The 13,171-nt window shown below is 59.9% G+C and carries 13 protein-coding genes; 4 read left to right on the top strand and 9 right to left on the bottom strand.

From position 1 onward, the window contains the following. The first annotated feature begins 4 nt into the window (after nt 1–4). From ACZ5FP_RS19055 to ACZ5FP_RS19045, 3 genes are read left to right on the top strand one after another with little or no spacing between them, the layout of a single operon-like run. Entirely contained in the window at nt 5–826 is an 822-nt protein-coding gene (locus tag ACZ5FP_RS19055) for an ABC transporter permease (protein WP_464663635.1), read from the top strand. Next, nucleotides 823–1,803: an ABC transporter ATP-binding protein gene (locus tag ACZ5FP_RS19050; protein ID WP_464663633.1), complete on the top strand. Its 981-nt coding sequence runs from the start codon at nt 823–825 to the stop codon at nt 1,801–1,803. The genes ACZ5FP_RS19055 and ACZ5FP_RS19050 overlap by 4 nt, the downstream gene beginning before the upstream one ends. Beyond that, complete coding sequence (locus ACZ5FP_RS19045) at nt 1,796–2,764, top strand: ABC transporter ATP-binding protein (protein ID WP_464663631.1); 969 nt, start codon at nt 1,796–1,798, stop codon at nt 2,762–2,764. The genes ACZ5FP_RS19050 and ACZ5FP_RS19045 overlap by 8 nt, the downstream gene beginning before the upstream one ends. Nucleotides 2,765–2,919: 155 nt before the next feature. Here the strand turns inward: ACZ5FP_RS19045 and ssuE are convergent, their stop codons facing one another. Further along, nucleotides 2,920–3,501 (bottom strand): NADPH-dependent FMN reductase, encoded by a 582-nt coding sequence (gene ssuE / locus ACZ5FP_RS19040; protein ID WP_464663629.1) that lies wholly within the window; start codon nt 3,499–3,501, stop codon nt 2,920–2,922. Then, a complete protein-coding gene (locus ACZ5FP_RS19035) occupies nt 3,498–4,892 on the bottom strand; it encodes an LLM class flavin-dependent oxidoreductase (protein ID WP_464663627.1) in 1,395 nt (464 codons plus the stop codon). The genes ssuE and ACZ5FP_RS19035 overlap by 4 nt, the downstream gene beginning before the upstream one ends. Before the next feature lie 156 nt (nt 4,893–5,048). Between ACZ5FP_RS19035 and ACZ5FP_RS19030 the strand changes: the two genes are divergently transcribed. After that, nucleotides 5,049–5,993 (top strand): LysR substrate-binding domain-containing protein, encoded by a 945-nt coding sequence (locus ACZ5FP_RS19030; RefSeq protein ID WP_464663625.1) that lies wholly within the window; start codon nt 5,049–5,051, stop codon nt 5,991–5,993. A 26-nt stretch (nt 5,994–6,019) separates the two neighbouring features. Here the strand turns inward: ACZ5FP_RS19030 and ACZ5FP_RS19025 are convergent, their stop codons facing one another. Genes ACZ5FP_RS19025 through ACZ5FP_RS18995 form a run of 7 tightly spaced genes read right to left on the bottom strand, consistent with a single transcriptional unit; the run spans nt 6,020 to nt 13,169 of the window. Next, nucleotides 6,020–7,498, bottom strand: a complete 1,479-nt coding sequence (locus ACZ5FP_RS19025; RefSeq protein WP_464663623.1) for an HAL/PAL/TAL family ammonia-lyase — start codon at nt 7,496–7,498, stop codon at nt 6,020–6,022. Next, nucleotides 7,495–8,496, bottom strand: a complete 1,002-nt coding sequence (locus ACZ5FP_RS19020; RefSeq protein ID WP_464663621.1) for an ornithine cyclodeaminase family protein — start codon at nt 8,494–8,496, stop codon at nt 7,495–7,497. The genes ACZ5FP_RS19025 and ACZ5FP_RS19020 overlap by 4 nt, the downstream gene beginning before the upstream one ends. 14 nt (nt 8,497–8,510) lie before the next feature. After that, complete coding sequence (locus ACZ5FP_RS19015; RefSeq protein WP_464663619.1) at nt 8,511–9,833, bottom strand: LLM class flavin-dependent oxidoreductase; 1,323 nt, start codon at nt 9,831–9,833, stop codon at nt 8,511–8,513. Then, complete coding sequence (locus ACZ5FP_RS19010) at nt 9,830–10,807, bottom strand: LLM class flavin-dependent oxidoreductase (protein ID WP_464663617.1); 978 nt, start codon at nt 10,805–10,807, stop codon at nt 9,830–9,832. The genes ACZ5FP_RS19015 and ACZ5FP_RS19010 overlap by 4 nt, the downstream gene beginning before the upstream one ends. Beyond that, a complete protein-coding gene (locus tag ACZ5FP_RS19005) occupies nt 10,804–11,544 on the bottom strand; it encodes a DUF427 domain-containing protein (protein WP_464663615.1) in 741 nt (246 codons plus the stop codon). The genes ACZ5FP_RS19010 and ACZ5FP_RS19005 overlap by 4 nt, the downstream gene beginning before the upstream one ends. A 54-nt stretch (nt 11,545–11,598) precedes the next feature. Beyond that, on the bottom strand, nt 11,599–12,531 hold the full coding sequence (locus ACZ5FP_RS19000; protein ID WP_464663614.1) for an ABC transporter ATP-binding protein: 933 nt from the start codon (nt 12,529–12,531) through the stop codon (nt 11,599–11,601). Then, a complete protein-coding gene (locus ACZ5FP_RS18995; RefSeq protein ID WP_464663612.1) occupies nt 12,528–13,169 on the bottom strand; it encodes an ABC transporter permease in 642 nt (213 codons plus the stop codon). The genes ACZ5FP_RS19000 and ACZ5FP_RS18995 overlap by 4 nt, the downstream gene beginning before the upstream one ends. Nucleotides 13,170–13,171 lie beyond the last annotated feature (2 nt).

The raw sequence follows: 13,171 nt of genomic DNA, 5'->3' as shown, positions 1-13,171 counted from the left end.
GGATATGCGACTGCGTTTCAACCTCCTCTTCGGTGGCGCCATCTGCCTGATTATCGTGACGCTGGGCGTGTTTGCACCTTTGTTCGTGCATCACGATCCAATCCTTGATGCCAATCTGATGAACGCGGAATTGCCCCCGAATGCCGATTTCTGGTTCGGAACCGATTCGCAAGGCCGCGATGTGTTCAGCAGGGTGCTTTATGGGTCCCGTGTGTCGCTGACGGTCGGTATCGTCTCGCAGCTGATCAACAGCTGCATAGGCCTGCTGTTTGGCATATCAGCTGGCTATATCGGCGGCAGATGGGATGAATTCGTCAGCGGGCTTACCAATGTGATGCTGTCGATCCCCTCACTGATTTTTGCATTGGCGATTATGGCCATTCTCGGTCCTGGCCTCGGCAGTTTGCTGATCGCACTTGGACTGACCAACTGGTCATGGACCTGCCGGATTGCACGCTCGTCGGCGTTGTCGCTGAAGAGCCAGGGCTATGTGCAAGCTGCCAAGACGCTTGGCTATAGTGATATCCGCATCATGATCACGCAGATCCTGCCCAATATGATCGGCCCCATCCTCGTGATCGGGACGCTTGGCATGGGTGATGCCATTCTTGCCGAAGCAGCGCTTTCCTATCTGGGACTCGGCATCAGACCACCCTTCCCCAGTTGGGGCAGCATGCTGACGGATGCACGCGAATTGATCGCCGTTGCACCCTGGGCAGCCATATTCCCGGGGATCGCTATATTTCTGACCGTGCTCGGCCTCAATCTGTTTGGAGATGGGCTGCGCGACTACCTCGATCCGCATATGAGGACACGCAAGGCATGAGCGCTTCCCCTTTGCTTGAGGTCAGGAATCTGCATATCGATATGCGTTCTGGACAAAAACGACTGAATGTCGTTGAAAACGTTTCTTTTTCGATCGGTGCCGGCGAGACATTCGGACTTGTCGGCGAAAGCGGATGTGGCAAGAGTATAACCGCTTTGTCGCTGATAGGTCTTCTCAACAGGCCGCTTGCGGTTGGACAGGGTGAAATCCTGTTCAAGGGCCAGAACCTTCTGAAGATGAACGGCAGCGAGCTGCGCAAACTGCGCGGCAATCGAATCTCCATGATTTTTCAGGAACCGATGACAGCGCTCAATCCGCTGGCGACCGTCGGACGTCAGATTGCCGAAATGTTCGTCTTGCACCAGGGCTCGACCTGGCACGAGGCTGAACGCAAGGCGATCGCCGCACTGGCACAGGTTCAAGTGCCCGCTCCTGACAAGCGCATCAAGAACTATCCGCACCAGATGTCAGGCGGCATGCGCCAGCGCGTGATGATTGCAATCGCATTGGCCTGTCATCCCGACCTGCTGATTGCCGACGAACCCACGACTGCGCTCGATGTCACCGTTCAGGCGGAAATTCTCAAACTGATGCAGGAGCTCTGCGATCAACGCGGTACGTCAGTCCTGATGATCAGTCACGACCTGGGCGTTATCGCAAAAATGTGCCAGCGTGTTGGCATCATGTATGCGGGCCATCTCGTTGAAGAACGGGCGGTCGCCGATCTCTTCCGCCATCCGGCTCACCCTTACACGCATGGCCTGCTCGCTTCATTGCCGGTCTTGGGGCAGCGCAGGCTGAACGAGCGCAAACCTTTGCAGGAAATCGAAGGAATCGTGCCATCGATTGCCGCTTTTCCCACCGGTTGCCGTTTTGAACCACGCTGTACGCGCGCCTCAACAATCTGCCGCGACGCAGTGCCGGGCCCATCCGTTCTCGGGGACGATAGCTTTGTGAGGTGTTACCACCATGGCTGATCAAACCCAACCTCTGTTGCATATTGAAAATCTGAGCGTGTGCTTCCCGGTATCGGCGGGATTGTTCCGTCGTTCGCATCAAGCTTTGCGGGCAATCAATAATCTCAGCCTCAGTCTTCACAAGAACCAATGCCTGTCCATTGTCGGTGAATCGGGCTGTGGCAAATCTACCCTGGCACTGACAATACTGGGTTTACAGCACCCCACGCAGGGCAGCATTTCCTTTGATGGAAAGCCTATCACCGGCGCTGACCAGCCGGGACGCATGCAACGCGCACGCATGGCTCAAATGGTGTTTCAGGATCCCTATGCGTCGCTCAATCCACGCCAGACAATTCAAGCGGCCCTTGCTGGGCCGCTGAGGCTGCATGGGTTGCGCAACAAAGGTGAAGTCGAAGACCGTATTGCGACGACCCTGAAAATGGTGGGATTGAAACCGGAACAGGCGAAGCGCTATCCGCATGAATTTTCGGGCGGTCAACGTCAGCGCATCGGAATTGCCCGCGCATTGATCCTCGACCCGAAAGTCATTGTTCTGGATGAGCCGGTTTCCGCGCTCGACGTGTCCATCAGGGCGCAGATTATCAATCTGCTTTTGGACCTTAAAGAACGGCTGGACCTGTCTTACATCATGATCAGTCATGACCTGAGTGTTGTTGAACATATGAGTGACCGGGTCGCCGTGATGTATTTCGGCCAGATCGTTGAGGAAGGTCCGTGGCAAAGCATTTTCGCCAATCCGGTCCATCCCTATACGCGCCGCCTGCTCGCCGCCATTCCGGATCCGTTCATGATCATCCGCCACGAGGACATGACCTGCAAGGACATGCAGCCGCCGCCCCTGTCAGGTTTTTCCTATTACCCCGAGGAAATCGGCACACATGACGTCTATCTGTCACCTCCACCCACGGAATTCCTCACTGTCGGGGACGATCACAAGGTTCGCTTCATAGCCAGATAACCGGACCAAAACGCTTGGCTGTCAGATCGGTCGAGCCGATGATCGGGACACCTTTCTGTTCGCGCGGCAACACGTAGCCGCAAAGCGGCTGGCCGACACGCTGATAGTCAGTTTCGATATCTTCCCGCGACAGCCTAGCCTGAATTCTTTGTAAGTTACGCAACGGTACGGCCGCGCGGATGTCCAAGCATTGCAGCCCTTTCATCATCTGTCAGGGAATAGATGAAGTTATCGCAGGCGTGACGAAGTGCGGCCCAAAGCGGGTCGAGCAGCGATATCATTTCACCGGCTTTGGGAAAATCGCTCTCACACACGTAATGCGACTGGACGACATGGCGCGCGCCCATCGACTGAAACACCGGGCGCAGACCGTAATCAAGCGCCAGGACATGGGCGAGGCTGCCGCCAGTGCCAAGCGGCAGGATAACCTTTCCAGCCAGTGCAAACTGCGGGAGCACGTCCAGGCCCGCTTTCAACAGACCCGAAAACGATGCCTTGTAGATTGGCGTGGCGATGATCAGACCATGCGCAGCGGCAACCTTTTCCAGGAAAGACGCCACCGACGGAGCCTGGACGTCGGCTGACAGCAAAGCGCCGGGATCGAGATGCCGCAGAACCAAGTGTTCCGCCTCGATTTTCTGTCCGCGCAATTCGTCCAGAACCGCCTCGACGACCCTTGCGGTCTTGGACGTGGCGGAAAGGCTTGCGGATATGGCGAGAACTTTCCGGTTGCTCATGGTCGAACTCCGGTTTTTCCCGCCCGGACGCGATCTGGCTCGCCGGCGATTGCTTCGCGACGAGCAGCAAATGCATTCTGCGGACGCGCCAGGCCCAGACGGTCGCGCAAGGTGCCGGGCTCGTACTCCGTTCTGAACAAGCCGCGCCTTTGCAATTCCGGCACCACGGTCTGCATGAAATTCAGCCAATCCTCCGGCAGCAGCGGAAACATCAGGTTGTACCCGTCAGCCGCTCCCGAGACGAACCAGGCCTCCAGCTGATCGGCGACTTGCGAAGGGGTCCCCGCAACGAGCGGAACCGAGCCGGTATTGGCGATCTTGCGGGCGAGCTGACGTATGGAAAGGCCCTTGTTCGCGTCGTCCTTGACAAGCGCGAGCCAGGTGCGCCAGCCATTGAACGTGCCCTCGTCAGGCAGATCCGGTACTGGCCCATCGAGCGGATAGAGGGACAAATCTACCCCTGCCCAACTGGAAAGAAGATCGACGGCAACTTCATCGAGCATCAATGTCTCGAGATAGTCCTGTTTTTCCTGCGCCTCGGATGCTGAGGCGCCGACGATCGGCAGGATCCCCGGCAGGAGCTTCAGGCTTTCCGGCGAACGGCCGTGTTTCGCCAGGCGGTTGTTGATGTCCGCGCGATAGCTCAGTCCTTCCGCCTCGCTGCGAATGACGGCAAAATGCACGTCCGCATGCGCCGCGGCCAGATTCCTGCCCGCATCGGACGACCCGGCCTGGACGATCACCGGATGGCCCTGCGGCGGTCGCGGCACGTTGAGCGGCCCCTTTACCCTGAAATGCTTTCCCCTATGGTCGAGATAATGCACGTATTCGCGATGGGCAAAGAGGCCGGTTGCCTTGTCGATGACAAGCGCGCCGTCTTCCCAGCTGTCCCACAAGGCTTTGGCCACGTCGAGGAACTCGGTGGCACGCTCGTAGCGGATCGCATGTTCGATATTGGCATCGCGGCCAAAGTTGGCGGCCTCTTCTTCCAGCGCCGATGTCACGACGTTCCATGCGACCCGGCCCCTGCTGATATGATCCATCGAAGCAAACATGCGGGCGGTGTTGAATGGCTCGTTATAGGAACTCGACGCTGTCACCATGAAACCGATGTCCTTGGTGACAGCCGAAAGAGCCGATACCAGCGATAAAGGTTCCAGTCTGGGATTGGCATAATGTGCCAGCCCGCTGCCATAGGTATCCCAAACACCGAGATGGTCGGCGATGAAGATCGTATCGAGCTTGGCCCGCTCCGCTGCTTCGACCAATCGGCGGTAATAATCCAGATCGAGAAATTCGCGGCCGGGTGCACGCGGGTGTCGCCATGACAGGCGGTGATCTCCCTGGGGATTGAAGAAGAAGGCAGCTAAAATCATCTGTCGGCGCGGCATGACGGGCCTTCCTTTGGCCGGTGTTTCGTTGATCGCGCTTGCCCCGGAATGGCTGTCTTCTGCGCTACTGGTTAAAATAAGCGAGGCTTTCCCTTCCAAAAAGAGATGATTTCTGCAAGAAAGATAAGCTCAACTTATCTTTTCCGGGATGGCAGGATGACAGGTATCCCCTCTTTACGCGGCTTGCAGGCGGTCGAAGCCGCCGCCCGTTGTGGAAGCTTTGTCGCTGCGTCCGAAGAATTGGCGATTTCGGCTGCGGCAGTCAGTCAGCTCATTCGCACGCTCGAGGATCAGGTCGGGCGCAAGCTGTTTCATCGCATCAACCGGCGTGTCGTGCTGACCGAGGCCGGATTGGAGATTTTTCCGCGGCTTGCCAATGCCTTCAATGAACTCCGGAGCGTGTCGCGTGAGCTCGGCAGCGGCAATCCGCGATCCTCCCTGGTGGTGTCGGTGGCACCATCGGTTGCCATGGGCTGGCTTTCCTCACGTCTGCCGGGATTCGTCAATATCCATGGTCCGGTCGACATCTCCCTCAGGGGTGAAGATGATCCGGTGCCATTCGACCGCGACCTCATCGACATGCGCTTGTCCTACGGTGTCTTTCATTATCCGGAACATGTCACCGAAGCGATTGGCACCGATGCGGTCTATCCGGTGTGCTCGCCGCGCTTCCTGGCTGGACATGGCCCGATCACCTCTCCGGAAAATTTGCTCTCCGTCCCCTTGATCCACACCGATTGGGGTCCTGCTGGAGCTTCCTTTCCGTCATGGCGGAACTGGTTCGCATCCGCCGGCATGTCGCCGGGCCGCCATATCCAGCATGGAATGACCGCCAACTCATCCATGGCGGCGCTTGACCTGGCACGCGGCGGACTGGGCATAACACTGGCGCAGGGATTGTTCTGTGCCCGCCAGGTAGAAGCGGGCGAACTGGTCGTAGCCTGCAATCACGTGCTCGAACTAGCCAACCCCTATTGCATCACCACCCCGCGCAGAAGCGCACAACGTTCCGTTGTTGCGGCCTTCAAATCATGGTTCATCGATGAGTGCCTGCGTTGTGTGAACGCGCCAGCGCTGTTGGTTTCCAAGGTTCAGCGGTAACTCGGCAGCCAACAGCTTCAGCTCCCTCACGCGCCGATATCCCGCAGACGCTCCGCAAGGCGGGACACGTCATGTCCGAGTGGTCGGTCTTCGATGAGAGGCCCGGCAATGGATCGCACGATATCATGGGTCTGCTGCGTACCGCGGCCACAGCGATGGCCCGCGCGCAGATCGACGGCCTGCGCCCCGGCCAGCATCTCGCAGGCAACAAGATGCCGCCAGAGATCGAGCATATCGGCGCACTTGGCCACCGCCAGAAGTGTCTGGGTGGCGTGATCCTCAACTCCTTCGGAAACGGGCAGGAAATCCAGCAACACCGGATTGGCCTTGTGCCGGATCGCACCGGCGAGCGCCGTAACCGTCTTCTGCAGCGGGACAAAACCGGCGGATGCGCCGCCGACCGATGAAAGGTAGCGCGGCAGGCCATTGCGACCAGAGCCGGTCAGTTGAATGAACCGGGCCGCGCAGGCAAGCGCCGTCTGGGCAATGGCAAGTCCCAGGGTTTCAAAGGCCAGCGCCAAAGACGGTGTGTGAAAATTGCCCGTCGAAAGCACCCTGTTCTCATCGACAAGCACCAGCGGATTGTCAGCCGCCGCATTCAGCTCGATCTCCACGGCTTCTCGGGCTGCATTCAGCGCATGCGCCAGCGCACCGTGGATCGATGCGGCACAGCGCAGGCTGAGCGGGTCCTGAATGGCCGCGCGCGCTTCATGCAGCGACGAGCCTTCGAGACGGGCAAAGAGCCTTTCCGCTTCCAGCACTTGCCCGGCGGCGGAGCGCGCCTGCTGGATGGCGGGGTGTAGGATCAACGGGTTGCCGCCAAGCCCCTCGAAACTGAGCGCAGCAGCCTGCCGCTGATAGTCGAGCAAGACCATGGCATCGCTCAAGGCCAGCGCGCCCTTCCCCACCGAGACTGCCGACGCGTTGAGAAGCGACAGCCCGTCCTTCGGACCAAGTGTGGAGGGTCGCAGACCGGCCTTCGACAGGGCTTCGGCGGAGGCAAGCACCGCGCCTTCATATTCGGCCTGCCCCTCGCCGATCAGGGTCTGGGCAATGGCAGACAGCAGAACAAGATCACCCGCACCGATCGACCCGATGGATGGAACAAGCGGATGCACCTTATGATTGATCAGCGCCAGCAGATCGGCAAAGACTTCAGGCGAAAGGCCGGAGCCGCCAACCGCCAGCATGGACAGGCGCGCCGCCATGACAGCACGGGTTTCGTCGCGTGGCAGCACTGGACCGACACCGGCACCCCGTCCGCGCACCAGCTGCTGCTGAAACTCACCCGTTTCATCGACAACCGCTGTCTTGAGATTGGCGCCAAGCCCCGTGTTCAGGCCGTAAATCTGCTGCCCGGAAGCCGCTGCCGCATCAAGCACGGCCCTGGCCCGAACCAACCGGGTCAATACATCGGACGTCGCACTGACGGGAACATCCTGGCGCGCAACGGCGGCAATATCGGCGATGGTGACGCCTGAACCCGTGAGAACGAGCGTGTTCATGCGAACCGCAGCCTCTGGCCAATATTGTTCGCCTTGGCTTTCTCGAGCATGGCATAGCCGAGCGCAATATCGCTGAGCGAGAGCCCCCTGTGCCAGAACAGGATGGTTTCACCGTCGTTCTCGCGTCCCGTCCGGTGACCGGCGACAATCTGGCCAAGCTCCGCATGCAATGTCTGTTCGGAGAGCTTGCCCGCCTCGACATGGGCGCGCAGCGAACCGAATTTGCCGCCTTTGCACTGGCCCCAGTCATCAACCACCAGCTTGTCCATGATGTCGGTGAGCGACAGTTCCACCGCGCTCATCGTGCCATAGGGCACCACGAAGGCACCGGGCTTGATCCATTCGGTCTTGAGCATCGGTTGCGGCTCAGGCAGGCGCGATGCCTCGACCACGATATCGGCACCCTCCACGCAGGCTTGCCAGTTGTCGGTAACGGTTATCGGCTTGCCGAGATCATCCGAGAGTTTTTTCGCGAAGGCGTCGCGGCTTTCCGGCCGGCGCGAATGCACACGGATTTCATCGAAATCATAGAGATGGTCGAGCAGCCGCACATTCCAGTAGGCGGTGCCGCGCGCGCCGATATGGCCGAGCACCTTGGAATTCCTGCGCGCCAGATGTTTTGCACCGAGGGCGGTGATCGCACCGGTCCGCATATCGGTGATGACAGTGGCATCCAGGATAGCCTTCGGCGCGCCGGTGCGCGGATCGAACAGATTGAGCACGCCGAATTCGGAGGGATAATTCAGCTTATAATTATCAACGAAGTCGCCGACGATCTTGACGCCTGCCAGATTGAGCGGCGCCACATAGCCACGCAGCACGTTGAAATGGCCATGAAACGATTCATCGGGCTCCAGATGCACCCGCGGCTCGATCACGGTCTGGCCGTTGCCCTGCGCGGCGAGCGACGTCTCGATTGCCGCCAGAATTTCCGCATCGGTCAGCGCAAGCGCCTCAATGTCGAGTGCATTCAGATAGTCGATATAGATCGGTTTCATGCTGTTCTCTTTGCTCATGACGAACGGGCCGGTGTCTTGACGCCCAGATTTTCCCGCAGCGTGCGCCCTTCATATTCCGTGCGAAAGAGGCCCCGGCGCTGCAATTCCGGCACGACCAGTCTCACAAAATCGTCGAGCCCCGTGGGAAAGAGCGGCGGCATGACATTGAACCCGTCCGCCGCCTTGCCGCGAAACCGCTCTTCCAGCGCGTCGGCAATCTGCACGGGCGTGCCGATCAATTGCCAATGGCCGCGCGCGCCGGCGAAATGCCGTGCCAGCTGCCGGATGGACAGATTTTCCCGCCGGCCGAGATCGATGATGAGCTGCTGCCGGCTCTGAATGCCGTCGGTTTGCGGCATATCCGGCAGAGGTTCGTCGAGCGGATAGGCCGACAGGTCCTTGAGGCTGAGATAGCTCGCCAGCAGCGCCACACCGACCTGATCGGGGATCAGCTCCTGCAGCGCATCGTATTTTGCCCGCGCTTCGCTTGCCGTCTCGCCGACGATGGGCGAAACCCCGGGCATGATCTTGAGATCGTCTGCCTGTCGGCCGAATTTCGCCAGCCGGGCTTTCACGTCGGCATAGAAGGCCTGCGCTTCGCCCATGGTCTGGGCTGCGGAAAACACCACGTCGGCAGTGCGGGCGGCAAGGTCCTTGCCGACATCAGACGCCCCGGCCTGCACCATCAGCGGCCTGCCCTGCGGCGATCTCCGGCTGTCCAGTACGCCCGTGACAGTGAAGTGCGTGCCACGATGATCGACCGCGTGAAGTTTTTCCGGGTCGGCATAGACGCCCTGCTCCGCATCGAGGACATAGGCGCCCTCATCCACGCTGTCCCAGACGGCGGTAGCAGCTTCGGCAAACTCCTCTGCCCGTTCATACCGCTGGGCATGCGGCCGCAAGCCGCTCGAGACGAAATTCTCCGCTTCAAGATCACTGGCTGACGTTACCAGATTCCACCCGGCACGGCCGCCGCTGAGCTGATCGAGCGCCGCGAATGTCCGGGCCAGACCATAAGGTTCGTTATAAGTGGTGGAAGCCGTGGCGACGAGACCGATATGGGAGGTATTGACCGCCAGCGCCGCCAGCAGACTGAGCGGCTCGAAACTGGTCGAGCGCGCCGCCTGACTGGCAATCTCCGGGTTGCGCTCGCGAATGGCCGCAGCGTCTTCGATGAAGACCATGTCGAATTTTGCCCGTTCGGCCGTCTGCGCCAGCTGGATGAAGTGGCCGATATCGGCCCCGGCATTGGCAAGGGCATCGGGATGGCGCCAGGCGGCGATATGATGCCCGCCCGCCATGAGAAAGGCACCGAGTTTCATCTGGTCCCCACTCATGATGCACGCTCCAGACGAGCAGGATGCGCAAGACCGAGATGGCCGCGCAGGGTCGTGGCGTCATAAGCATTGCGGAACACACCGCGCCGCCGAAGTTCCGGAACAACCTCATCGACAAAGCTGGCAACACCTTCGGGCGCACTAGGCGGCAGAAGGACAAATCCATCGAGGCCGGCTGCTTTCGCCTGCTCCTGCATCTTATCGGCAATGTAGGAAGCGGTTCCAATGGACGGAACGATGTTCGCAAAAAGCCTGATATCCTCACGCTGTCGTCCACGCGCCACGAGGCGTTCAAGCAGACCGGCGGCAAGCGCCTTCAATGTATCCGGTGTTGTCTCCGGCAGGAAAACCACATCCGCCAGCGCGGCAATATCGAGCGTGTCCGGGGTCAGGGCATGGCTGATGACCGGCCTGCCCTGCGGTGACGGATTGACATTGAGCGGGCCGCGCACGGTGAAATGCGCGCCCTTGTGGTTGAGGACATGCATCTTGTCCGGTTCGAAAAACCGTCCCCGAGCCTTGTCATAGACAAAGGCGTCATCCTCCCAGCTATCCCAAAGCCCCGACACCACGGCAAGATATTCCCGATCACGATCGGGATCACCGGAGCCGATCACGTTCCAGGCGGTACGCCCACCGCCGATCAGATCGAGGGACGCGAAACGCCGGGCGAGATTATACGGTTCGTGCTGATACGTTGCGGCGGCGGCAATCAACCCGATCCTGCGCGTAGCCGTCGCCAGCGCCGACACCAGCATGGTTGGCTCGAACGGCATGGCGAGCGGCGAAAGATCATCATGAGGCCGCTGACCGAAGCTATCCGCCAGCAGGACGAAATCCAGCCCGCCTGCTTCCGCCTTATTCACCTGCGCCGCCATGTGACTGAAATCGAGCGCGTCCAGCTGGCCGCTTTTTGCGCGCCAGGCGGTCGGATGATGGCCGAACGGTGTCAGTGACAGGCCGATATGCATCATTCCGCATCCCCGGCGCTGACGCGGATTTCATCGACCTTTTCATTGTAGAACGAGATCAATCCCTTAATCCGCCCGCTTTCGTGGAGCGGCTCCGGATAATACCAGACGATGTTCTCGTGACGCTTTCCATCGAGATCGAAATGATAGTAGGACGCCCTGCCCTTATAGGGGCAATAGGTGTGCAGCGCGCTATTCGCCAGCGTGCCGGCAATCAGGTCTTCCACGGGAAAGTAATAGCGCGGGATCAGGCTGGTCTCGAACAGGAAAACCGCACGGTTCGTGCGGGCAACCAGCGTGCCGTCGACAAAGACCTCCACACGGCGCTTGCTGTCGATCGTATCGACCCGCCAGTGAACATTGCGTGGATGGCCGAAGATTTCCTCATCTTCCTCAAACCAGCGCACGGCGCTCCAGGCCACCGTCACATAATCCGCCAGTTCGGGCACGTCCTGCGGCACATTTTCATAGCTCCAACCGCTACCCTCAGCGCCCTTAAACGACCAGTAGCGCCTTGCCCCGAGCACCGGCGATGCCCCGGTCTTTTCCGACGGCTGGAGAAGATCAGCGCGGAAGTCCGACTTCGGCAGGTAGTACACGGGGTGACCGCCATTTTCATAGATGACGATGGCCTGCGTGCTGTCGGCGATCACCTCTTCACCCAGCTTCAGGCGGATACGGCGATAGGTCGGTTCAATCAAAACGGCGGGCACTTCCCGGGAACGATAGCTGATGGACATAAGCACTCTCCAAAGGTGAGTTTCTATCGGCAGGCCTGATCGGACGGGAGGCGATCAGACCGAAAAAATCGCATCGCGCGTCAACCGGCCGGTGACGGCTCCGGCGCCATCCACCACAGCAAGAACATCGCTGTTTGCAGCGACCATCAGCGCCAGCGCATCGCGCAGGTTGCTGGTGGCAGCGACGGGGTGAGCTCCATCCCGCGGCTTGTCCGCCGTCATGGCATCGCTGACAGTAAACAGGCTCAGGCGCTTGATCGCCCGGTCTATGCCGACGAAGTTTTCGACAAATGCGTCAGCGGGGTGGGAAAGGATCGCATCGGGCGTATCATACTGGACGATCCTGCCGCTCTTCATGATGGCGATGCGGTCACCCAGACGGATGGCTTCGTCGAGATCATGGGTCACCAGCACCACAGTCTTGCGTACCCTCTGCAATATCTGGCGGAACTCATCCTGCAGGCGGGTTCGGGCAATCGGATCGATGGCACCGAACGGCTCATCCATCAGCAGCACGGGCGGGTCGGCCGCAAGCGCACGCGCGACGCCGATGCGCTGCCGCTGGCCGCCTGAGAGCTGCCGGGGATAGCGCTTGAGCATTTCCGCCGGGTCAAGACCAACGAGGTGCAGAAGCTCGTCGATCCGGTTCCGGATCCGCGCCTCATCCCAGCCAAGAAGCTTGGGTACGGCGGCAATGTTCTGGGCGATGGTCATATGCGGAAACAGACCTACCTGCTGGATCACATAACCGATATGGCGACGCAGGATCACAGGATCAACCTTGGTAACGTCTTCGCCGTTGACAATGATCTTGCCTTCGGTCGGATCGATCAGCCGGTTGATCATGCGCATGGTCGTGGTCTTGCCGCAGCCCGACGGCCCGATCAGCGCAACTGTCGAACCCTCGGGCACGATCAGGCTGAGATCGTCCACCGAAGCAACGCTGCCTTCCCCATAGCGTTTGGTGACGTGGTCCATGTTGATCATGCGGATGTTCTTTCTGCGAAGAAGATTTTTTCGGCCCGGCCGAGAATGAATTCCGTTGCCAGCGCCAGAATGGCGATGGGAACCGCGCCAACCAGAAGCCGTGACATGTCCATCATGCTGATGCCGACAGCGATAAAATCGCCAAGGCCGCCGCCGCCGATGAAGGGAGCGAGCGTTGCACCGGCAAGCACCTGCACGGCGGCGGTGCGTGCGCCGGCGAACATGGCGGGCGCAGCCAGCGGAATGCGAATCTTGCGCAGCACCTGTCCGCGGCTCATGCCCATGCCGATTGCAGCTTCCACCGCATCGGGATCGACGTCGCGCAGACCGATAAAGGCATTGAGCAGGATGGGCGGCAGCGCGAGCACGGTCAGCGCGACAATGGAAGGCCACAGGCCGATACCGAGCAGCGGCATCATGATGGCGAGAATGGCAAGGCTCGGGATCGTGCGCAGCGCATTGATGGAATTGATGACCGCAAAGGCCAGTCCGCCGCGATTGATGATGAGAACGGCAAGCGGCAAGCCGATAGCCAGCGCAAACACCAGCGACACGCCGGACATGACCAGATGCTGGCCGAGCGCCCGCAGGAATTCAGGCTGGTTGTTGACGATCCAGTTGGAGGCGGTGATCAGCATGG

This window comes from Phyllobacterium sp. T2-21 (genome assembly GCF_055378485.1).
Note: the sequence above shows the minus strand (reverse complement) of the source record. Positions and strands in the feature narration are given on the sequence as shown.